This is a genomic window from Streptomyces sp. NPDC056347 (genome assembly GCF_042262625.1).
In the GTDB taxonomy this organism is placed as follows: Bacteria; Actinomycetota; Actinomycetes; order Streptomycetales; family Streptomycetaceae; genus Streptomyces.
Genome location: NZ_JBHJQP010000144.1, coordinates 1 through 21,409, shown reverse-complemented (window position 1 = coordinate 21,409; position 21,409 = coordinate 1). Strand labels below are relative to the sequence as shown.

General features: G+C 71.1%; 17 protein-coding genes. 9 read left to right on the top strand and 8 right to left on the bottom strand.

Translation table 11 applies throughout. The features are described 5' to 3' along the window. Positions 1-24: 24 nt before the first annotated feature. A complete protein-coding gene (gene arc / locus ACFCV8_RS27320; protein WP_376688110.1) occupies positions 25-1,791 on the bottom strand; it encodes a proteasome ATPase in 1,767 nt (588 codons plus the stop codon). Positions 1,792-2,032: 241 nt separating this feature from the next. On the opposite strand from arc, the gene ACFCV8_RS27315 reads away from it, so the two are divergent. Then, positions 2,033-2,344 (top strand): ferredoxin, encoded by a 312-nt coding sequence (locus ACFCV8_RS27315; RefSeq protein WP_376688109.1) that lies wholly within the window; start codon positions 2,033-2,035, stop codon positions 2,342-2,344. A gap of 51 nt (positions 2,345-2,395) precedes the next feature. Here ACFCV8_RS27315 and ACFCV8_RS27310 read toward each other — a convergent pair whose 3' ends face one another. The 3 genes from ACFCV8_RS27310 to ACFCV8_RS27300 form a co-directional block, all read right to left on the bottom strand. After that, on the bottom strand, positions 2,396-2,974 hold the full coding sequence (locus ACFCV8_RS27310) for a hypothetical protein (protein WP_376688112.1): 579 nt from the start codon (positions 2,972-2,974) through the stop codon (positions 2,396-2,398). A 228-nt stretch (positions 2,975-3,202) separates the two neighbouring features. Continuing rightward, positions 3,203-4,108 carry a tRNA (adenine-N1)-methyltransferase gene (locus tag ACFCV8_RS27305; protein ID WP_093541283.1) on the bottom strand — a complete coding sequence of 302 codons (906 nt, stop codon included), beginning with the start codon at positions 4,106-4,108 and terminating at the stop codon, positions 3,203-3,205. A gap of 63 nt (positions 4,109-4,171) precedes the next feature. Beyond that, entirely contained in the window at positions 4,172-5,422 is a 1,251-nt protein-coding gene (locus ACFCV8_RS27300) for a site-2 protease family protein (protein ID WP_376688108.1), read from the bottom strand. 172 nt (positions 5,423-5,594) lie between these two features. Here ACFCV8_RS27300 and ACFCV8_RS27295 point away from each other — a divergent pair, with 172 nt between their 5' ends. Together ACFCV8_RS27295 and ACFCV8_RS27290 are read left to right on the top strand one after the other, a co-directional pair. Beyond that, a complete protein-coding gene (locus tag ACFCV8_RS27295; RefSeq protein WP_376688111.1) occupies positions 5,595-6,440 on the top strand; it encodes a RecB family exonuclease in 846 nt (281 codons plus the stop codon). An 18-nt stretch (positions 6,441-6,458) separates the two neighbouring features. Then, complete coding sequence (locus ACFCV8_RS27290; protein WP_376688107.1) at positions 6,459-7,130, top strand: response regulator; 672 nt, start codon at positions 6,459-6,461, stop codon at positions 7,128-7,130. Between the two features lie 28 nt (positions 7,131-7,158). On the opposite strand, the gene ACFCV8_RS27285 is transcribed toward ACFCV8_RS27290, so the two are convergent. The 3 genes from ACFCV8_RS27285 to metH all read right to left on the bottom strand — a co-directional run bounded on the left by ACFCV8_RS27285 (position 7,159) and on the right by metH (position 13,177). Next, a complete protein-coding gene (locus tag ACFCV8_RS27285; RefSeq protein WP_376688106.1) occupies positions 7,159-8,760 on the bottom strand; it encodes an ABC transporter substrate-binding protein in 1,602 nt (533 codons plus the stop codon). 84 nt (positions 8,761-8,844) lie between these two features. Next, on the bottom strand, positions 8,845-9,546 hold the full coding sequence (locus ACFCV8_RS27280; protein ID WP_376688105.1) for an HAD family hydrolase: 702 nt from the start codon (positions 9,544-9,546) through the stop codon (positions 8,845-8,847). Positions 9,547-9,664: 118 nt separating this feature from the next. Then, positions 9,665-13,177, bottom strand: a complete 3,513-nt coding sequence (gene metH / locus ACFCV8_RS27275) for a methionine synthase (RefSeq protein WP_376688104.1) — start codon at positions 13,175-13,177, stop codon at positions 9,665-9,667. A 240-nt stretch (positions 13,178-13,417) separates the two neighbouring features. On the opposite strand from metH, the gene ACFCV8_RS27270 reads away from it, so the two are divergent. From ACFCV8_RS27270 to ACFCV8_RS27250, 5 genes are all read left to right on the top strand, one after another. Beyond that, positions 13,418-14,182 carry an IclR family transcriptional regulator gene (locus ACFCV8_RS27270; protein ID WP_376688103.1) on the top strand — a complete coding sequence of 255 codons (765 nt, stop codon included), beginning with the start codon at positions 13,418-13,420 and terminating at the stop codon, positions 14,180-14,182. Positions 14,183-14,446: 264 nt separating this feature from the next. Continuing rightward, positions 14,447-15,238 carry an MIP/aquaporin family protein gene (locus ACFCV8_RS27265; protein WP_376688102.1) on the top strand — a complete coding sequence of 264 codons (792 nt, stop codon included), beginning with the start codon at positions 14,447-14,449 and terminating at the stop codon, positions 15,236-15,238. A gap of 57 nt (positions 15,239-15,295) precedes the next feature. Next, entirely contained in the window at positions 15,296-16,831 is a 1,536-nt protein-coding gene (glpK, locus tag ACFCV8_RS27260; RefSeq protein WP_376688101.1) for a glycerol kinase GlpK, read from the top strand. Between the two features lie 5 nt (positions 16,832-16,836). Continuing rightward, positions 16,837-18,447: an FAD-dependent oxidoreductase gene (locus ACFCV8_RS27255; protein ID WP_376688100.1), complete on the top strand. Its 1,611-nt coding sequence runs from the start codon at positions 16,837-16,839 to the stop codon at positions 18,445-18,447. A gap of 185 nt (positions 18,448-18,632) precedes the next feature. Continuing rightward, positions 18,633-19,304 (top strand): FadR/GntR family transcriptional regulator, encoded by a 672-nt coding sequence (locus tag ACFCV8_RS27250; protein ID WP_376688099.1) that lies wholly within the window; start codon positions 18,633-18,635, stop codon positions 19,302-19,304. A gap of 269 nt (positions 19,305-19,573) precedes the next feature. Here the strand turns inward: ACFCV8_RS27250 and ACFCV8_RS27245 are convergent, their stop codons facing one another. Beyond that, on the bottom strand, positions 19,574-20,536 hold the full coding sequence (locus ACFCV8_RS27245) for an alpha/beta hydrolase (protein ID WP_376688098.1): 963 nt from the start codon (positions 20,534-20,536) through the stop codon (positions 19,574-19,576). A gap of 132 nt (positions 20,537-20,668) precedes the next feature. Between ACFCV8_RS27245 and ACFCV8_RS27240 the strand changes: the two genes are divergently transcribed. Continuing rightward, positions 20,669-21,322, top strand: a complete 654-nt coding sequence (locus tag ACFCV8_RS27240; protein ID WP_376688097.1) for a TetR/AcrR family transcriptional regulator — start codon at positions 20,669-20,671, stop codon at positions 21,320-21,322. Positions 21,323-21,409: the final 87 nt, after the last annotated feature.

The window sequence follows — 21,409 nt, the reverse complement described above, 5'->3', positions numbered from 1 at the left end:
GGCATCCGCAGCCGGTTGGCGTTTCTACAGGTACTGCCCGGTGTTGGCCACCGTGTCGATGGAGCGGCCGGTGTCCGCGCCCTGCTTTCCGGTGACGAGGGTGCGGATGAAGACGATCCGCTCCCCCTTCTTGCCGGAGATCCGGGCCCAGTCGTCCGGGTTGGTGGTGTTGGGAAGGTCCTCGTTCTCCTTGAACTCGTCCACGCATGCCTGGAGGAGGTGGGAGACGCGCAGGCCCTTCTGCCCCTGGTCGAGGAAGGCCTTGATGGCCATCTTCTTGGCCCGGTCGACGATGTTCTGGATCATCGCGCCGGAGTTGAAGTCCTTGAAGTACAGGACTTCCTTGTCGCCGTTGGCGTACGTGACCTCGAGGAAGCGGTTCTCCTCGGACTCGGTGTACATCCGCTCGACGACCGACTGGATCATGGCCTGGGTGGCGGCCTCCTTGGAGCCGGTGTGCTCCGCGAGGTCGTCCGCGTGCAGCGGCAGCGAAGGCGTGAGGTACTTCGCGAAGATGTCCTTCGCGGCCTCCGCGTCCGGGCGCTCGATCTTGATCTTCACGTCGAGGCGGCCGGGCCGCAGGATCGCGGGGTCGATCATGTCCTCGCGGTTGGAGGCGCCGATGACGATGACGTTCTCCAGGCCCTCGACACCGTCGATCTCGGCGAGCAGCTGGGGGACGATGGTGTTCTCCACGTCCGAGCTGACACCGGAACCACGGGTGCGGAAGAGGGACTCCATCTCGTCGAAGAAGACGATGACCGGGGTGCCCTCGCCCGCCTTCTCGCGGGCCCGCTGGAAGACCAGGCGGATGTGCCGCTCGGTCTCGCCGACGTACTTGTTGAGCAGCTCCGGGCCCTTGATGTTGAGGAAATAGCTCTTCCCGGCCGGCTGGCCGGTCACCTCGGCGACCTTCTTGGCAAGCGAGTTGGCGACGGCCTTGGCGATGAGCGTCTTGCCGCAGCCGGGCGGCCCGTAGAGCAGGATGCCCTTCGGCGGCCGCAGTTCGTGCTCCTTGAAGAGGTCGGGGTGCAGGTAGGGCAGCTCGACCGCGTCACGGATCAGCTCGATCTGGTCGCCCAGGCCGCCGATCTTGTCGTAGTCGATGTCCGGGACCTCTTCGAGGACGAGCTCCTCGACCTCGCTCTTGGGAACCACTTCGTAGACGTAGCCGGACCTGGGTTCGAGCAGGAGGGCGTCGCCGGGGCGGATGGTCATGTCCAGCAGCGGCTCGGCGAGCCGCACCACCCGTTCCTCGTCGGTGTGCCCGATGACCAGGGCCCGCTCGCCGTCCTCGAGGATCTCCTTGAGGGTGACGATGTCTCCGGCCCGCTCGAATTCCATGGCTTCGACCACGTTGAGCGCTTCGTTGAGCATGACTTCCTGGCCGCGCCGGAGGTCGTCGAGCTCGACACTGGGACTGACGTTCACCCGGAGCTTGCGGCCCCCGGTGAAGATGTCGCAGGTGCCGTCCTCATTGCTCTGCAGAAACACCCCGAAGCCGGCCGGCGGCTGCGCGAGCCGGTCGACTTCTTCCTTGAGGGCCACGATCTGGTCGCGGGCCTCGCGCAATGTGTTGGCGAGCCGCTCATTCTGTGCGGAGACGCCTGCCAGGTTGGTCTGCAACTCGACGATCCGCTCTTCGAGAATCCTCGTATGGCGCGGAGAGTCGGCGAGCTTACGTCGCAGGACGGCGATTTCCTGCTCGAGATAGGCAACCTGGCCGGCCGGGTCTTCGGACCCCCGTCCGGGCCGGATGCCGCGGTTGATGTCGTCGTCGTGGGCTGCCACGGTCCTCACCTCCTCCAAGGGGAGCTGGACGCTTCCTGACCCTACCTGCGTGGGTGATGATTGAAACCCCTAGATCACAAAGACTGCGGTGCGTGTCCGATCTTCACCCTTGCGTTCCCCCTCGTGTCAGGGGAATACCCACCCTTCAACATCGGAAAGCGGCCGGTTGTATCGTCGAACCGTTCAACACCCGTCAGGGCTGGCTTCTTTTGGTTCGGATACGCAGGAAACGGCAGGAGAAATGACCGTGCAGCAGGACGCTCCCAACGGCGGCGACGCACAGGACCTGGAGGTCTGGATCGACCAGGACCTCTGCACGGGAGACGGCATCTGCGTGCAGTACGCCCCCGAGGTGTTCGAGCTGGACATCGACGGTCTGGCCTATGTGAAGAGCGCGGACGACGAGTTGCTCCAGGACGCGGGCGCGACGACGCCGGTGCCGCTGCCGCTGTTGCAGGACGTGGTCGATTCGGCCAAGGAGTGCCCCGGCGAGTGCATCCATGTACGTCGCGTTTCGGACAGCGTCGAGGTGTACGGCCCCGAGGCAGCCTGATCTGGCACCCGCACCGGGCCGGTCACCGTCGGTGACCGGCCCGGTGTCGTCTCAGACTCCGGCGGGAGCTGGCTGGGTGGCGCGGACGAACGCGCCGCCCTTCCACTGCCAGGTGACCCGCTCCTGCTGGTCCGGGCAGCAACGCGCCACCGCGTCGGAGGAATAGCCGAGCAGGGTGGCCGAGACGATGCCGTCGCGCACGGCGAAATCGCTGACGCTCGTCCCCTGGGCGGGGTCGACCAGGGTCGCCACGATCCGGGGGGCGGCCCCGCTTCCCCGTGTCAGGACGTAGACGCCGCTGGGCGGGGTGCCGGAGCCCGCGTCGCAGTGGACCACCGCGACGGTCTCGGGGCGGGCGTCGCCGTCCAGATCGCCGGTGGCCTGCTTCGCCACGATGCTCTTGAGTCCGCCGCAGTCCAGGGGGAAGGACACCCGGGCCGGATCGGGGGCGATGGCGGGCGCGGTGCCGTGCTGCGCGGTGGTGCGGTGAGGGGTGGAGGCGGAGGCCGTCGGGTCCGGCTGGAGCAGGCCGGCGGCCGCGATGACGGCGGCCATGGCCGCGGCGGTGGCGAGCCAGTGCAGCGGCGTGGTGTCGGTGTGCGCGAGGTCCGGTAGCTCGGAGGGCTGCACGCGGGATGTCTCCTGTGGTTCCTGTGGTCCGAGGATGCCCTGGGCGGGCGGCGCCCGGTGGCGCGGGGTGGCCAGCATCGTGCCACACCTCACCGACCGGCGGAACGTTGGGGTCGGTACGTGATTCCGGGCCGGCGGGGACGGCGTCCCCACCGGCAACGAAGCGACGCCGCCGCCGAGTTCCCGGGGTTGCCCGGGATTCGGCGACGGCGCCCGCGCATCGCCCGGTCAGCCGCGGGAGGAGCCGCTCTGGCTGCCGGGACCGTCGTAGTCCTCACCGTAGGCGCCCTTGGCGGGACGGCGGCGGCGCAGCGGGGCCTCCACTCCGTCGGCCAGGCGTCGGGCGGTGACGAGGAAGCCGGTGTGGCCGATCATCCGGTGGTCCGGACGGACCGCCAGGCCCTCGACGTGCCAGTTCCGGATCATCGATTCCCAGGGCTGCGGTTCGGCGAAGCAGCCGATCTCACGGATGGATTCGACGGTCCGGGCGAGCTGGGTGGTGGTGGCGACGTACGCGCAGAGGATGCCGCCGGGCACCAGTGCCTTGGAGACGGCCTCCAGGCACTCCCAGGGGGCGAGCATGTCCAGGATGACGCGGTCGACGTCGGTGTCCGAGAGGTTGTCCTGGAGGTCGCCGACGGTGAGCTGCCAGGCGGGGTGCGGTTCGCCGAAGTAGCGCTCCACGTTCTGCTGGGCGATCTCGGCGAAGTCCTCGCGGCGCTCGTAGGAGTGCAGCATGCCCTGGTCGCCGATGGCGCGCAGCAGGAAGGTGGAGAGCGATCCCGAGCCGACTCCGGCCTCCACGACGCGGGCGCCGGGGAAGATGTCGGCGAAGGCCAGGATCTGCCCCGCGTCCTTGGGGTAGACCACGGCGGCGCCGCGGGGCATGGACAGGACGTAATCGGGGAGCAGGGGGCGCAGCGCGAGATAGGCGACGTTTCCCGTGGTCCGGACCACACTGCCCTCGGGGGCACCGATCAGCTCGTCGTGCGGGAAAGAACCCTTGTGGGTGTGGAAGTTCTTTCCTGCTTCGAGCGTGAAGGTGTAGTGGCGTCCCTTGGGATCGGTGAGCTGGACCTGGTCCCCGACCTTGAAGGGCCCGCGTCGGCGGGCGGCACCGGTCGGTTCAGACATGTGACCAGCGTACCGGTGATTTCCGGGGCGTCCGCCGCGAGCCCCGGGCCCGCGGCGGGGCTCTCAGGAGGCGGGCCGGGCCAGCGCGGCGACGAAGGCGCGCTCGACGTCGGCGGTGGAGAGGACTCCGTAGATCTCGCCGGTCTCCTCCAGGACCAGGTACTCGGTGGCCGGGCTGGCCTTGAGCCGTTCCAGGAGCGCCTCGCCCGACAGTTCGGCGGAGATCCTCATGCCGTCGGTGAGGTCCTGGGCGAGGCCGCCGACCTCGACCCAGGGGCGGCGGTGTTCCGGGACGGCGACGATGGCCGTCTCCCGGACGATGCCCGTCGGCTCGCCCTGTCCGTCGACGACCACCAGGGCGCGGGCGCCCTGCTCGTTGGCGCGGCGCAGCGCCTCGGAGAGCGGGGTGGCGGTCTCCACCGGGACGGCGCGGCGGGTGAGGGTGCGGGCGCGCAGTTCGGGGAGGTGTTCGCGCAGCCGGGCCATGCGCAGGCTGTTGCCGGCCCCGGTCCAGATGATGGCGGCGAGGATGGCGGCGAGCAGCGCGTCGGTGAGGGTGTCCATGCTGCTGAGCTCGGCCGGGTCGTTGCCGAGGGCGCCGGTGCGGGTGAGCAGCGGCAGGCCGATCAGGGTGACGACGGCCAGGGCGCGGCCGACCCAGGCGGCGGCGACCGTACCGCTCATCGGTCGGCCGGTGATCTTCCATACGACGGCGCGGAGCATGCGTCCGCCGTCCAGCGGGAGGCCGGGGAGCAGGTTGAAGGCGGCGACCAGGAGGTTGGAGATCATCAGTCCGGCGAGCAGGACGCCGGGGACGGTGCCCGGCTCGACGAACTTCATCCCGGCGTAGAACACGCCCGCGAGCACCAGGGAGAGCAGCGGCCCCACGAAGGCGAGGAGGAATTCGCGGCCCGGGGTCTCGGACTCCTTCTCGATCTCGGAGACGCCGCCGAAGAACTGGAGCTGGATGCGCCGCACCGGCAGCTTGTAGCGCAGCGCCACGATGGTGTGCGCGAGTTCGTGGACGAGCACGGAGGCGTAGAAGGCGATCGCGAAGAACAGCGCGACCAGGTAGCGCGCCGCGCCGAGCTCGGGGAGCACGCGGTCGAGCTGGCCGCCGAAGACCCAGGTGATCAGTGCGGCCACCAGGAACCAGCTGGGCGCGACGTACACCGGCACACCGAAGGGGCGGCCCATGAGGATGCCGCCGCCGGGCTCTTCGGGGCGCTGCGGTCCGCCCTTGTCGGGGCCGGTGCCGGGGGGTGCTGCCCCCGTACCGGACTGCGGGCGCCCGCTGTCGCCGCTCTCGTCCACGGGATCCCTTCGGTAGGTGCGCCACTGCGCGGTGATGCGGTGTTCGGAGCTTGTGGGGTCGATGGTATGTCGCCCGCTGTCAGTGGCGGGCCGTAGGGTCTTCGACATGACTTCCCCGCCGACGCCCGTACAGCCGCCCTCGTCCCTGTCACCGTCGCGGGCGAGCGATTTCATGCAGTGCCCGCTGCTGTACCGCTTCCGGGTCATCGACCGGCTGCCGGAGAAGCCGAGCGAGGCGGCTACGCGGGGCACGCTGGTGCACGCGGTGCTGGAGCGGCTCTTCGACAATCCCGCGGCGGAGCGCACCGCGGGCCGGGCCACGGCGCTGGTCCCCGCCCAGTGGGACCGGCTGCTGGAGTCCCGGCCGGAGCTGTCGGAGCTGTTCGCCGAGGACCCCGGGGGCGAGCGGCTCGCGCAGTGGCTGTCGGAGGCGGAGGGCCTGGTGGAGCGGTGGTTCTCGCTGGAGGACCCGACGCGTCTGGAGCCCGCCGAGCGGGAGCTCTTCGTCGAGACGGAGCTGGAGTCGGGGCTGCGGCTGCGCGGGGTGATCGACCGGATCGATGTGGCGCCGACCGGCGAGGTCCGGATCGTCGACTACAAGACGGGCAAGGCCCCGCGCCCCCAGTACGCGGAGGGCGCGCTCTTCCAGATGAAGTTCTACGCCCTGGTGATCTGGCGGCTGAAGGGTGTGGTGCCGCGCCGCCTCCAGCTCGTCTACCTGGGCAGTGGCGACATCCTGACGTACGACCCGGTGATGGGTGATCTAGAGCGGGTGGAGCGCAAGCTGCTGGCCCTGTGGGAGGCGATCGCGCAGGCCACGGAGACCGGTGAGTGGCGGCCCCGGCCGACGAAGCTGTGCGGCTGGTGCGACCACCGCGCGTTCTGCCCCGAGTTCGGCGGTACTCCCCCGGTCTATCCGCTGACGGTCCGCCCGGCGGAGCCGGAGCGGGACGAGCAGGGCAGAATGGACCCGGTCCGTGCTGAGGCCGGCCGGCCCGCGGCCCCCGAAGGACCCTGAGGGAGACAAGGAGACCCTGTGGCTATCCGCGTCCTGCTGGTCGACGACCAACCGCTGCTGCGCACCGGCTTCCGGATGATTCTGGAGGCCGAGGGCGACCTCGCGGTGGTGGGCGAGGCCGGTGACGGTCTCCAGGCCATCGACCAGGTGCGGGCGCTCCAGCCCGACGTGGTGCTGATGGACATCCGTATGCCCCGGATGGACGGTGTGGAGGCGACGCGCCAGATCACCGGCCCGGGACGCGACGGTCCGGCGAAGGTGCTGGTGCTGACCACGTTCGATCTCGACGAGTACGTGGTGGAGGCGCTGCGCGCCGGTGCCAGCGGGTTCCTGCTGAAGGACGCTCCGGCCAATGAGCTGGTGCAGGCGATCCGGGTGGTCGCGGCGGGCGAGGCGATGCTCGCGCCGAGCATCACGCGCAGGCTCCTGGACAAGTACGCGGACCATCTGCCCTCCGGCGAGGAGCCGGTGCCGAACACCCTGCACACACTGACCGACCGCGAGGTCGAGGTGCTGAAGCTGGTGGCGCGCGGTCTGTCGAACGCCGAGATCGCCGCGGACCTCTTCGTCAGCGAGACGACGGTCAAGACGCATGTCGGCCATGTGCTGACCAAGCTGGGCCTGCGGGACCGGGTGCAGGCCGCGGTGTACGCGTACGAGAGCGGTCTGGTGCGCCCCGGCGCCCAGTAGCCGGAGCGGCGGGGCGGGCCGCGGCCGCTCAGCGGGGGTCGCGGGCCAGTTCGCCGAGGCGGAGGCCGGCGGAGGTGCTGACCGCCCGTTCGACGCCGGTGATGCCCTGGCGCGCGGCGACGTACTCCTTGCCCTGCCAGATCGGCAGCAGCGGTACGTCCCGGGCGACGATGTCCTGGACCCGCCGGAAGGTGTCGGCGGTCGCGGTCCGGTCGGTCTCGCGGCGGGACTGCGGGATGAGCGTTCGCTGTGCCGTGGCCGAGGTGTAGGCCGAGTTCAGGACGTTGTCCCGGCCGAGGAACGGTGCGGTGAAGTTGTCCGGGTCGGGGAAGTCGGGGAACCAGCCCATGCCGTAGACGGCGTAGTCGCCGCGGAGCTGTGCGGGCCGGAACGTGTCCCAGGCGGTGCCCCGGACGGTGACGTCGAACAGCCCGGTGTCGTTGAGCTGCTTCTTCAGCAGTTCGAACTCCTCGGCCGTGGCGTCGCCGTAGTGGTCGGTGGTGTAGTCGAGGGTGAGCTTCACCGGGGTGCGGACGTGGGCGGACCGCAGCAGCTGCGCGGCCTTCGCGGGGCTGGGCTCGCCGTAGGCGTCGTAGAACGAGTTGGTGTGCGTGGCGATGCCGGAGGGGATCGGCGAGTAGAGCGGATCGGCGGTGGTGCGGTACGCCTTGGCCGTGATCTCGTCCCGGTCGACGATCTGGGCCATGGCCTGGCGGACCGCCCGGTTCTTCACGGTCGGGTCCGTGGTGTCGAAGCCGAGGTAGTGGGTGGCGAGGCCGGGTATCTCGATGAGTTCGACGCCGTCCGCGGGGTGCTCCCGCAGCTGCTGGATCCGGGCGGGATTCATGGTGCGGGTCATCATGTCGATCCGCCGGTCGCGCAGCGCCGTCTCCATGGCATCGGCGGATCGGAAGAGATCCAGTTCGACGCGTTCGTTGCGTATCTTCAGGCCGCCCTTGTAGCGGGGGTTGCGGGTGAAGCTGATCCTGACCACCCGCTGGTCCTCGGTCGTCGCCTTCATGGTGTACGGGCCCGACCCGTCCACCTGGAAGCCGGTCCGGGCGGACTTCGCGGCGTACGCGCTCCGCGGCACGATGCCCGCGACGGGGGTGGCGAGCTTGTACGGGAAGGTGGCGTCCGGGGTGCGGAGGTGGAAGACGACCTCGCGTTCGTTCTGGGCCTCGACCGTGTCGACGGTGTCGAGCAGGGTGGCCGGGCCGCCCGGGGTGCGGAGGGCGAGTACCCGGTCGATGGAGTACTTGACGTCGTCGGCGGTGAGGGGGGATCCGTCGGCGAAGGTCAGGCCGGGGCGCAGTTCGCAGCGGTAGCTCTCGTTCTGCCGGTCCGTGAACCGGCAGTTCTCGGCCGCTTCGGGCACCGGCCGGCCGCCGCCGAGCGGCACCCGGGTGAGGGTCTGCACCGTCTGCCGCAACACGTTCCACGCGCCCGCCTCGTAACCGACGGCGGGGTCGAGCGGTGCGGGGCTGCCCTTCGAGGCGACGAGCCGGTCCGTGGTGCCGACCACGACGGCCGCCCCGCGGTCGGCCCGGTCGTCGGACGCGCCGCAGGCGGCGAGTACGGGTGCGAGGAGGCCGACGACGGCCGGCAGCACCAGGTTCTTGCGGTTCATCGTGGACGCTCTCCCTGATCCGGGCATGGACAGGGCGACACTAATGGGTGGCGCCGGCCGCTCAGGAACGAGGGGTTCCGGTCGTCAGTACGGTGCTGCGACCAGGCGCCGCAGGAGGGCGAGGTCGACCTCTTCGAGCGAGCCCACGACCAGTCGGCCCGCCGCGGGGGCGATGGGCGCGACGGACGGTACGGCGACGACGCGGCAGCCGGCCGCCTCGGCGGCCGCGACTCCGGTCGCGGTGTCCTCGATCACCGCGCAGCGCTCGGGGTCGGCGCCGAAGCCCGCCGCGGCGGTGAGGTAGGGCTCCGGGTGCGGCTTGGTGCGGGAGACCTCGTCGCCCGCGACGGTCAGGGCGAAGTGGTGGGGGCGCAGCGAGTCCAGTACCTGGTCGATGATCCGACGGTGCGAGGCGGAGACCAGGGCCGTGGGGATGCCGTGCCCGGCCAGCTCGGCCAGCAGCCGCTCGGCGCCCGGCATCAGCGGGACGCCGCGGGCGATGCGCTTCTCGAAGCGGTCGTTGAGGAGCACGGTGAGCTCGTCGAGGCTGACGTCCGCTCCGGTGACCTCGATGAGGTATCCGGCGCTGCGCGTCATCGGACCGCCGACCACCACGTCCCGCCACGCCTCGTCGAGCCGGTGCCCGAGGTCGGCGAAGACCTCCACCTCGGCGTCCCACCAGAAGCCCTCGGTGTCGACCAGGGTGCCGTCCATGTCGAGGAGGACTGCCTGGAGCGCGGCGTCTTCGGCCGTGCGGGTCAAGGACGCGGGGACCGTGCTGGTCATCCGGCACACCTTCCGTAAGGGACGAGAAGGCCGGCCGCCACTCCCGTGGGAGGGCGACCGGCCTGCACTGGACCGACAAGTGTACGACTTGCGGTGCTACCGCGCGTCGAACGGCGCCTTACCGGGCGTTGAAGTACTTGGCTTCCGGGTGGTGGATGACGATCGCGTCGGTGGACTGCTCCGGGTGCAGCTGGAACTCCTCGGAGAGGTGCACCCCGATCCGCTCCGGCCGGAGCAGCTCGGCGATCTTCGCCCGGTCCTCCAGGTCGGGGCAGGCCCCGTAGCCGAGGGAGAAGCGCGCCCCCCGGTACTTCAGCGCGAACATGTCCTCGACGTCGGCCGGGTCCTCGCCGCCGAAGCCCAGCTCCGAGCGGACCCGGGCGTGCCAGTACTCGGCGAGGGCCTCGGCCAGCTGCACGGACAGGCCGTGCAGCTCCAGGTAGTCGCGGTAGGAGTTGGCCTCGAAGAGCTTCGCGGTCTCGGTGCCGATCCGCGAGCCGACGGTGACGACCTGGAGACCGATCACATCGGTCTCGCCGGACTCCTCGGGGCGGAAGAAGTCCGCGAGGCAGAGCCGGCGGCCGCGGCGCTGGCGCGGGAAGGTGAAGCGGGTCCGCTCGGAGCCGTCCTCGTGGAGCAGGATCAGGTCGTCGCCCTTGGAGACGCACGGGAAGTAGCCGTGGACGACGGCGGCCTCCAGGAGGTTCTCGGTGTGGAGCTTGTCGAGCCAGCCGCGCAGGTGCGGGCGGCCCTCGGTCTCCACCAGCTCCTCGTAGCTGGGCCCGTCCCCGGCGCGGGCCTGCTTCAGGCCCCACTGCCCCTTGAAGAGGGCGCCCTCGTCGAGCCAGGAGGCGTACTCCTTGAGCTGGATGCCCTTGACGACCCGGGTGCCCCAGAAGGGGGGTTCGGGGACCGGGTTGTCGACGGCGACGTCGGAGCGCACGCCCTCCTCCGGCTCGTCGACCTCCAGGACGGCGGTGTCGCGCTTGGGCACCCGGCGCTGCTTCAGCTCGGGCAGCGCGGCGCCGGGGACGCCGCGCTTGACCGCGATCAGCGCGTCCATCAGGCGCAGGCCCTCGAAGGCGTCGCGGGCGTAGCGGACCTCGCCCTCGTAGATCTCGTGGAGGTCCTGTTCGACGTAGGCGCGGGTGAGGGCCGCGCCGCCGAGGATGACCGGGAAGTCGGCTGCCAGCTTGCGCTGGTTCAGCTCCTCCAGGTTCTCCTTCATGATCACGGTGGACTTGACCAGGAGGCCGGACATGCCGATGACGTCGGCCCGGTGCTCCTCGGCGGCTTCCAGGATCGCGGCCACCGGCTGCTTGATGCCGAGGTTGACGACGTTGTAGCCGTTGTTGGACAGGATGATGTCGACGAGGTTCTTGCCGATGTCGTGGACGTCGCCGCGGACGGTGGCCAGCACGATGGTGCCCTTGCCCTCGGCGTCGGACTTCTCCATGTGCGGTTCCAGGTGGGCGACCGCGGTCTTCATGACCTCGGCGGACTGGAGCACGAAGGGAAGCTGCATCTGGCCGGAGCCGAAGAGCTCGCCGACGACCTTCATGCCTTCCAGGAGGGTGTCGTTGACGATGTCGAGGGCGGGGCGGGAGCGGAGTGCCTCGTCGAGGTCGGCCTCCAGGCCGTTCTTCTCGCCGTCGATGATGCGCCGCCGGAGCCGCTCCTCCAGGGGCAGGGCGAGGAGTTCCTCGGCCTTGCCCGCCTTCATCGACTTGGTGCTGACGCCCTCGAACAGCTCCATGAGCTTCTGGAGCGGGTCGTAGCCCTCGGCGCGCCGGTCGTAGATGAGGTCGAGGGCGACCTTCACCTGCTCCTCCTCCAGGCGGGCGATCGGCAGGATCTTGGAGGCGTGCACGATCGCGGAGTCCAGCCCGGCCTTCACGCACTCGTCGAGGAAGACGGAGTTCAGTACGACGCGGGCGGCCGGGTTGAGACCGAAGGAGATATTGGACAGGCCGAGCGTGGTCTGCACCTCGGGGTGGCGCTTCTTCAGCTCGCGGATGGCGCCGATGGTGGCGATGCCGTCGCCGCGCGACTCCTCCTGGCCGGTGCAGATGGTGAAGGTCAGGGTGTCGATGAGGATATCCGACTCGTGGATGCCCCAGTTGCCGGTCAGGTCGGCGATCAGGCGCTCGGCGACGGCGACCTTGTGCTCGACGGTGCGGGCCTGGCCCTCCTCGTCGATGGTGAGCGCGATCAGCGCGGCGCCGTGCTCGGCGGCCAGCGCGGTGACCTTGGCGAACCGGGACTCGGGCCCGTCGCCGTCCTCGTAGTTGACCGAGTTCAGGACGGCGCGGCCGCCCAGCTTCTCCAGACCGGCCCGGAGCACCGGCAGCTCCGTGGAGTCCAGCACGATCGGGAGGGTGGACGCGGTCGCGAAGCGGCCGGCCAGCTCCTCCATGTCGGCCACCCCGTCGCGGCCCACGTAGTCGACGCAGAGGTCGAGCATGTGCGCGCCCTCGCGGATCTGGTCGCGGGCCATCTCCACGCAGTCGTCCCAGCGGGCCTCGAGCATGGCCTCGCGGAACTTCTTCGAGCCGTTGGCGTTCGTCCGCTCGCCGATCGCCAGGTACGAGGTGTCCTGGCGGAAGGGGACGCTCTGGTAGAGGGAGGCGGCGCCCGGCTCGGGGTGCGGGGTACGGGGGACGACGGCGGTGCCGCGGACCCTCTCGACGACCTGGCGCAGGTGCTCGGGGGTGGTACCGCAGCAGCCGCCGACCAGGGAGAGGCCGTACTCCCGGACGAAGGTCTCCTGGGCGTCGGCCAGCTCGGACGGGGAGAGCGGGTAGTGCGCGCCGTCCTTGCCGAGCACGGGGAGGCCGGCGTTGGGCATGCAGGAGAGCGGGATGCGCGAGTGCCGGGCGAGGTAGCGCAGGTGCTCGCTCATCTCGGCGGGGCCGGTGGCGCAGTTCAGGCCGATGAGGTCGATGCCGAGCGGCTCCAGGGCGGTGAGCGCCGCGCCGATCTCGGAGCCGAGCAGCATGGTGCCGGTCGTCTCGACGGTGACGGAGCAGATCACCGGCAGCGAGGCGCCGGCGGCCGCCAGGGCCCGGTGGGCGCCGATGACGGCCGCCTTGGTCTGGAGCAGGTCCTGGGTGGTCTCGATCAGCAGGGCGTCGGCGCCGCCCGCGACCAGCCCCTCGGCGTTCTGCTGGTAGGCGTCGCGGAGCTTGGTGTACGGGGCGTGGCCCAGGGTCGGCAGCTTCGTACCGGGGCCGATGGAGCCGAGCACCCAGCGCTGCTGCCCGGTCCGGTCGGTGAACTCGTCGGCGACCTGGCGGGCGATGCTCGCGCCGGACTCGGAGAGCTCGAAGATCCGCTCCGGGATGTCGTACTCGCCCAGGGCCGACAGGTTGGCGCCGAAGGTGTTGGTCTCCACGCAGTCCACGCCGGCGGCGAAGTACTCCTGGTGCACCGAGCGCACGATGTCCGGGCGGGTGGCGTTCAGGACCTCGTTGCAGCCTTCGAGGTTCTGGAAGTCGTCGAGGGACGGGTCCTGCGCCTGGAGCATGGTGCCCATGGCGCCGTCGGCCACCACGACGCGGGTGGCGAGCGCCTCACGGAGGGCTTCGGCTCGGTTCCGGCTGTCGGCGGAAGGGGTCGGCGACGAGGCCATGGATGTACTCCCTGGGATGCGACGGCTGTCGGCTTTGCGCACTTCGGTGGAAGGCGCACCAGGCCAGCCTAGCCGGGCGGCGGCCGGGGCCGTCACTCCGTCCCACGGAGCGGACTGCATGCTGTGCGGGGAGATGTCCGGATCCATGTACTGGCGCGGTTTCGTCGCACGATCGAGCGCCGGTCGGCATCGACCGATAGTGTTCAGCATTGTCGAACCGAGGTGGAGGAGTACGGCGCGATGGCCAAGAACATCCAGTCGCTGGAGCGGGCGGCGGCGATGCTGCGGCTGCTGGCAGGCGGCGAGCGGCGGCTGGGGCTGTCCGACATCGCCTCTTCGCTGGGCCTGGCCAAGGGCACCGCGCACGGCATCCTGCGCACCCTGCAGCACGAGGGCTTCGTCGAGCAGGACGCGGCGTCCGGCCGCTACCAGCTGGGCGCCGAGCTGCTGCGGCTGGGCAACAGCTATCTGGACGTGCACGAGCTGCGGGCGCGCGCGCTGGTGTGGACGGACGACCTGGCCCGCTCCAGCGGCGAGAGCACCCATCTGGGGGTGCTGCACCAGCAGGGCGTGCTCATCGTCCACCATGTGTTCCGCCCCGACGACAGCCGCCAGGTGCTGGAGGTCGGCGCCATGCAGCCGCTGCACTCCACCGCGCTGGGCAAGGTGCTCGCGGCGTACGACCCGGTGGCGCACACCGAGGCCGTGGAGGCGGAGCGGCAGTCCTTCACCCCACGCACGGTGACCGGCGCGGAGGAGTTCGAGGCGATGCTCGACCTGATCCGGGCGCGGGGCTGGGCCGCCGACGTGGAGGAGACCTGGGAGGGGGTGGCCGCGGTGGCCGCCCCGATCCACGACCGGCGCCGGATGCCGGTCGGCGCGGTGGCCGTGACCGGCGCCGTGGAGCGGGTCTGCGCGGCCGGGGAGCTGCGCCCGGAGCTGGTCGCGGCGGTGCGCGACTGCGCCCGCGCGGTCTCCCGGGACCTCGGCGCCGGCCGGTTCTGATCCGCCCGGGGTCCGGTCCGCCCCTCGGGCGGCGCCGCGCGCGGCACGCCCGGTAACGATCGGGTTATGGGTCACACAACCCTTGACGCCTGATTCACCTGGGGGAAGCATTGCCGTTCACCGGTCGGCATTGTCGAACACCTGACGGAAACTCGCGTTAGGGTGTGACGGTGCGCAGGGCCGGAAACGCCCTCCCCCGAGGGCGCGGACCACCGGAGTGACCCGTGGTTCGGCTTCCCTGGACGAAGGACAAAGGAGTCGCGGGTGTCCAGCTCCGACATCTTCATCGGCGAGACCATCGGGACCGCCGTACTCATCCTGCTCGGCGGTGGTGTCTGTGCCGCCGTCACGCTCAAGCACTCCAAGGCCCGGAACGCCGGCTGGCTGGCCATCACCTTCGGGTGGGGTTTCGCGGTGCTGACCGGCGCGTACCTGGCCGGCGGCGTCTCGGGCGCGCACCTCAACCCGGCGGTCACGATCGGCCTCGCGATCGAGGGCGGTACGAAGTGGAGCGACGTACCGGTCTACCTCGGCTCCCAGCTGCTCGGCGCGATGATCGGCGCCGTGCTGGTCTGGCTGACGTACTACGGGCAGTTCCGGGCCCATCTGACCGATCCGGAGATCGTGGGCACCCGGACGGGTGAGGACGGCCTGGTCGACCAGGCCGCGGCGCCCGCCGCGGGGCCGGTCCTCGGCATCTTCTCCACCGGTCCGGAGATCCGCCACGCCGTGCAGAACCTGGCCACGGAGATCATCGCCACCGTCGTGCTGGTCCTGGCCATCCTCACCCAGGGGCTCAACAATGACGGCGACGGTCTGGGCACCCTCGGCGCCCTGATCACCTCGCTGGTCGTCGTCGGCATCGGTCTCTCGCTCGGCGGCCCGACGGGGTACGCGATCAACCCGGTCCGCGACCTCGGCCCGCGTATCGTGCACGCGCTGCTTCCGCTGCCGAACAAGGGCGGTTCCGACTGGGGCTACGCCTGGGTCCCGATCGTCGGACCGCTTCTCGGCGGCGCGATAGCCGGCGGGCTGTACAACGTCGCCTTCGCCTGAGCCGCGGCGCCCGCAGCCCCGCACCCCCACGACCACACAGACTTCCGGGAGCACACCGTGACCGACGCACACACCGCCGGCCCGTTCATCGCGGCCATCGACCAGGGCACCACCTCCAGCCGCTGCATCGTCTTCGACCGGGACGGCAGGATCGTCTCCGTCGACCAGAAGGAGCACGAACAGATCTTCCCGAAGCCGGGCTGGGTCGAGCACGACGCGACCGAGATCTGGGCGAACGTCCAGGAGGTGGTGGCCGGGGCGATCGCCAAGGCCGGCATCACCGCGGCCGACGTGAAGGCGATCGGCATCACCAACCAGCGCGAGACCACGCTGCTGTGGGACAAGAACACCGGCGAGCCGGTCCACAACGCCCTGGTCTGGCAGGACACCCGGACCGACGCGCTGTGCAAGGAGCTCGGCCGCAACGTCGGCCAGGACCGCTTCCGCCGCGAGACCGGTCTGCCGCTCGCCTCCTACTTCGCCGGCCCCAAGGTCCGCTGGCTGCTGGACAACGTCGAGGGGCTGCGCGAGCGCGCCGAGCGCGGCGACATCCTCTTCGGCACCATGGACTCCTGGGTCATCTGGAACCTGACCGGCGGCACCGACGGCGGCGTCCACGTCACCGACGTCACCAACGCCTCGCGCACGCTCCTGATGAACCTCCACGAGATGCAGTGGGACGAGCGCATCCTGCAGTCGATGGACATCCCGGCCGCGGTGCTCCCCGAGATCCGCTCCTCCGCCGAGGTGTACGGCACCGCCCGGGGCGGCGTGCTCGACGGCGTCCCGGTGGCGTCCGCGCTCGGCGACCAGCAGGCGGCCCTCTTCGGCCAGACCTGCTTCTCCGAGGGCGAGGCCAAGTCCACGTACGGCACCGGCACCTTCATGCTGATGAACACCGGTGAGACCCCGGTCAACTCGTACAACGGGCTGCTGACGACCGTCGGCTACCGGATCGGCGACCAGAAGCCGGTCTACGCCCTGGAGGGCTCCATCGCCGTCACCGGTTCGCTGGTGCAGTGGATGCGCGACCAGATGGGGCTGATCAAGTCGGCGGCCGAGATCGAGACGCTGGCCCTGTCGGTCGAGGACAACGGCGGCGCCTACTTCGTGCCCGCGTTCTCCGGCCTGTTCGCCCCGTACTGGCGCTCCGACGCCCGCGGTGTCATCGCCGGTCTGACCCGGTACGTCACCAAGGCGCACATCGCCCGTGCCGTGCTGGAGGCCACCGCCTGGCAGACCCGCGAGATCACCGACGCGATGACCAAGGACTCGGGGGTGGAGCTGGCCGCCCTCAAGGTCGACGGCGGCATGACCTCCAACAACCTGCTGATGCAGACGCTCGCCGACTTCCTGGACGCACCCGTGGTGCGGCCCATGGTCGCCGAGACGACCTGCCTCGGCGCCGCCTACGCCGCCGGCCTGGCCGTCGGCTTCTGGCCGGACACCGACGCGCTGCGCGCCAACTGGCGCCGGGCCGCCGAGTGGACCCCCCGCATGGCCGCGGACACCCGCGACCGCGAGTACAAGAGCTGGCTGAAGGCCGTGGAGCGTTCCATGGGCTGGCTCGACGAGAACACTGCCGAGGAGTAATCGACATGACCACCCTGCAGAGTGTCCCGGCCCTCGGGACCCATCCGGCCTCCGGTTCCCTTCCGAGCCGTGCCGAGACCAGGGAACAGCTGTCCAAGGCGGCGTACGACCTCCTGGTGATCGGTGGCGGCATTCTGGGCATCTCCACCGCCTGGCATGCCGCGCAGTCCGGGCTGCGGGTGGCCCTGGTGGACGCCGGCGACTTCGCCGGCGCCACCTCCTCCGCCTCCTCCAAGCTGCTCCACGGCGGTCTGCGCTATCTGCAGACCGGCGCGGTGAAGCTGGTCGCGGAGAACCACTTCGAGCGGCGCGCGGTGTCCCGTCAGGTCGCCCCGCACCTCGCCAACCCGCTCACCTTCTACCTGCCCGTGTACAAGGGCGGGCCCCACGGCGCGGCCAAGCTCGGCGCGGGCGTGTTCGCGTACTCGGCGCTCTCCGCCTTCGGGGACGGCGTCGGGCACGTGATCAGCCCGGCGCGGGCCCGGCGCGACGTGCCGGAGCTGCGCACGGAGAATCTGAAGGCCGTCGCGGTCTACGGCGACGACCAGATGAACGACGCCCGGATGGCGCTGATGACCGTCCGCGCGGCCGTCGACGCGGGCGCCGTCGTCCTCAACCACGCGGCGGTGACGGGGCTGCGGTTCACCCGGGGCCGGGTGACCGGCGCCGAGCTGGAGGACCGGCTGGACGGTACGGAGTTCGGCGTGGACGCCCGTCTCGTGCTGAACGCCACCGGGCCGTGGGTCGACCACCTGCGGAAGATGGAGGACCCGGGCGCGGCGCCCTCCATCCGTCTGTCCAAGGGCGCGCACCTGGTCCTGAAGCGGACCCGTCCGTGGAAAGCCGCGCTGGCCACCCCGATCGACAAGTACCGCATCACCTTCGCCCTGCCGTGGGAGGACATGCTGCTGCTCGGCACCACGGACGAGGCGTACGAGGGTGATCCGGCGGACGTCGCGGTCACCGAGAAGGACACCGCGCAGATCCTGGACGAGGCGGCGTTCTCGGTCCGGGACCAGCAGCTGTCGCGCGATCTGATCACCTACTCCTTCGCCGGTCTGCGGGTGCTGCCCGGCGGCCCCGGCGACACCTCCAAGGCCAAGCGCGAGACGGTGGTCACCGAGGGCCGGGGCGGGATGCTGTCGGTGGCGGGCGGCAAGTGGACGACGTTCCGCCACATCGGCCGTACGGTGATGAACAAGCTGGCCGCGCTCCCCGGGCACCCGCTGGCCGAGGACATGGAGCCGATCGCGCACCTGCCGAAGAAGCTCCCGCTGCCCGGCATCGCCAACCCGAACGCGGTGGCGCACCGGCTGGTCGTCGACGGCACCGCCCCCGGCCCCCGGATGGCCGCCGACACCGCCCGGCACCTGGCCACCCACTACGGCTCGCTCGCCTTCGACATCGCCCGGATGGCGAACGAGAACCCGGCGCTCGCCGAGCGCGTCCACCCGGACGCGCCGGAGATCTGGGCGCAGGTCGCCTACGCCCGGGACCACGAGTGGGCCGAGACGGCGGACGACGTGCTGCGCCGCCGGACGACGCTGACGATCCGGGGCCTGGCGACCGACGAGATACGGGCCGGTGTCGAGTCCGTGCTCGGCGACCGGCGCTGACCGGCAGGACGCGTACGCGAAGGGGCGGCTCCCGCGAGGACACTGCTGGTGTCCCGCGAGGGGCCGCCCCTTCGCCCGTACGCGGGCGGCCCCGTCCGGCGGGATGTGCCGACCCGCATAATGAGGAGATACATCGGATGTCTGATTCCGCTGGCTGATTCCGCTCCGGACGCAGGAGGACCGTCATGGCTGTCACCGACGAGGCGATCGAGAAGATCAAGGGAATGATCGTCTCGGGTGCGCTGCGCCCCGGCGACCGGCTCCCCAAGGAGAGCGAGCTCGCCGCGGAGCTGGGACTCTCCCGCAATTCGCTGCGGGAGGCGGTGCGGGCCCTGTCGCTGATCCGCATCCTCGACGTGCGCCAGGGCGACGGCACGTATGTGACCAGCCTGGACCCGCAGTTGCTCCTGGAGGCGCTGAGCTTCGTGGTGGACTTCCACCGCGACGACACGGTGCTGGAGTTCCTCGCGGTGCGCAGGATCCTGGAACCGGCCGCCACGGCGATGGCGGCCACCCGGATCACCGAGGACCGGCTGGACGCCCTCACCGCACAGCTGGACGCGCTGGGGGCGCAGCCCTCGGTGGAGGAACTGGTCGCCGGTGACCTGGAGTTCCACCGGGGCATCGTGCAGTCGTCGGGGAACTCGGTGCTCTGCTCGCTGCTCGACGGGCTGTCCGGTCCGACCACGCGGGCGCGGGTCTGGCGCGGTCTGACGCAGGAGGACGCGGTCAGCCGTACGCTCCACGAGCACCGGGCGATCGTGTCCGCGCTGCGGGACCGGGACGCGGAGGCGGCTCGGGCCTGGGCGACGGTGCATGTGGCGAGTGTGGAGCAGTGGCTGCGCTCCACGCTGTAGCGCCCGGACTCGGCCCGGCGAGGGCCTCCCGGTGGTCCTGGCGGCGCGCGGCGACGATCAGCGCCTCGGGACGATCCGCCGCTCCCTGGTTGCCCGAACACACGTGAACGCCCTCGTGGCGTGCGGTGAGTTCGGCCGCGGCGCGGGCCCCCAGGGAGAGCGGAGGATCTCCGGTGGCGGATCGCCTCCGTCACACGGGCCGCCGACCACGGCCCGGCCGGTCCCGCCCACTTTGATGATGCCGGCGCGCTGCACGGCGCCCTCCCCCGTCACTTCGCCAGGGCCGCGCGGAGGAACCGGAGGATCTCCTCCCGGGCGGCGCCGGCCTGTGGTTCGACACCGGGCAGGGTGAGGAACGCGTGCCTCGCGCCGGGGTATTCGGAAAGCCGCACGGACGTCCCGGCCGCGCTCAGCCGCCCGGCGTAGCGGCGGCCGTGATCGGCGACCGCGTCCCGGGTGGGCACCACCACGAGCGCCGGGGCCAGTGCGCGCAGATCGTCCGCGTACAGCGGCGAGACCGCGCGGGCGTCGGCTCCCGGCGGTACGGCGAGCCGCCGGAACAGGCGCAGTTGCGGCAGGACCGGGGCCGGGCTGTCCGCGTACTCGTCCATCGACGCGTAGTCGAACATCGTCCCGGTCACGTCGGCCGCCGGGTTGACCAGTACCTGCGCCGCGAGCCGCAGCCCGGCGTCCCTGGCCCGGATGGCGGTCAGGGCGCTGATCAGCCCGCCGCAGCTCTCGCCGAAGACGGCCGTGCGCGCCGGGTCGGCGCCCCACTGCGCGGCGTTCCTGACCACGTGGTCGAGGACGTCCCAGCCGTCGTCGGCGGCGTTCGCGAGTGTGCTGCCGGGAGCGAGGAGGCGGTGCTCGACGGAGACGACGAGCGCGGGCAGCCGGGCGGCGAGGCGGCTGTTGGCCCAGTCGCACTGCGCCGCCGTGCCCACGAAGCCGCCTCCGTGGACATGGACCACGAGCGGCAGGCCGTCACGGGCGGCCGTTTCGCCCGCCCCGGCCGGGACCGGCCGGTACACCCGGACCGGCAGGTCGCGGCCGGGCAGCGCGATCTCCCGCCAGTGGATCGCGGCGCCTGGGTCCGGCTCCCCGAGGATCGCCCGCGCCGCGCCGGAGGCCCGGAAGCGGTTCTCCGCCTCGCGGTAGGCGATCAGCTGCCCGTCCGATAATGCCGAGAAGTCCGGCTCCGGCGGTCGCGCTGCGATGGCGGTCTCGCTCATGTCTCCTTCTTCCTCCCGGCCGGACGCCGGGCATGTCGTCACCCTCGGACAACGCTCTGCACTCATTATGCACGCACCGCGTGCAGCAGCAAGCGCATGGGATAGGCTGAGCGCTGACGAAGGAGAAGAAAGATGACGGGCCGCAAGCGATGGTCGACCGAGGAGATCCTGGAAGCGGCGGTGGCACTGCTGCGCACGGGCGACGCCGAGTCGTTCAGCGTGCGCAGACTCGCCGCCACGCTCGGGACCGACTCCTCCAGCCTCTACCGGCACTTCCGCAACAAGACGGAACTTCTGCGCGCGGTCGCCGACCGGGTCCTCCTGACCGCCATGGACGGCTACCGCCCCGAGGGCGACTGGAGACAGCGCATCACCGCACTGGCCCTGTGCCTGCGCGACGCCTTCGGCGAGCAGCCCGAACTCGCCGCGGTCTGGGGGCGCTACGGGTCCGGCGGCACCGGATCACGGCTGGTCATGGAGGAGGTGCTGCAGGCCCTGCGCGCGTCGGGTCTGCCCGACCAGGAGATCCCGGCGCGCTACCACCGCGTCGTGATCCTCATCGCCGCGCTGATCTCCTCCGAGGCCGGCATCAGCACCATCACCCCCGAGGAGTACGAGCAGGGCATGGAGCAGTTCCGCGTCGCCGTGCTCGGCGCCGACCCCGAACGCTTCCCCGCGCTGTCCCACTTCGCCCGTGACGTCCGCCCCCTCGGCGCGGACCGGCGCGCCGCGTTCGAGGAGATCCTCGCCGCCCAGCTCGACGACGTCGGGGCCCGGGTCCGCTGACGCGCCGGATCACCCCCGGCCCGCCGGTGACCGGGTGCGGAAGCCGGGCGGAACGGCGGAGCGGGGGTACGGCCCTGGCCGTACCCC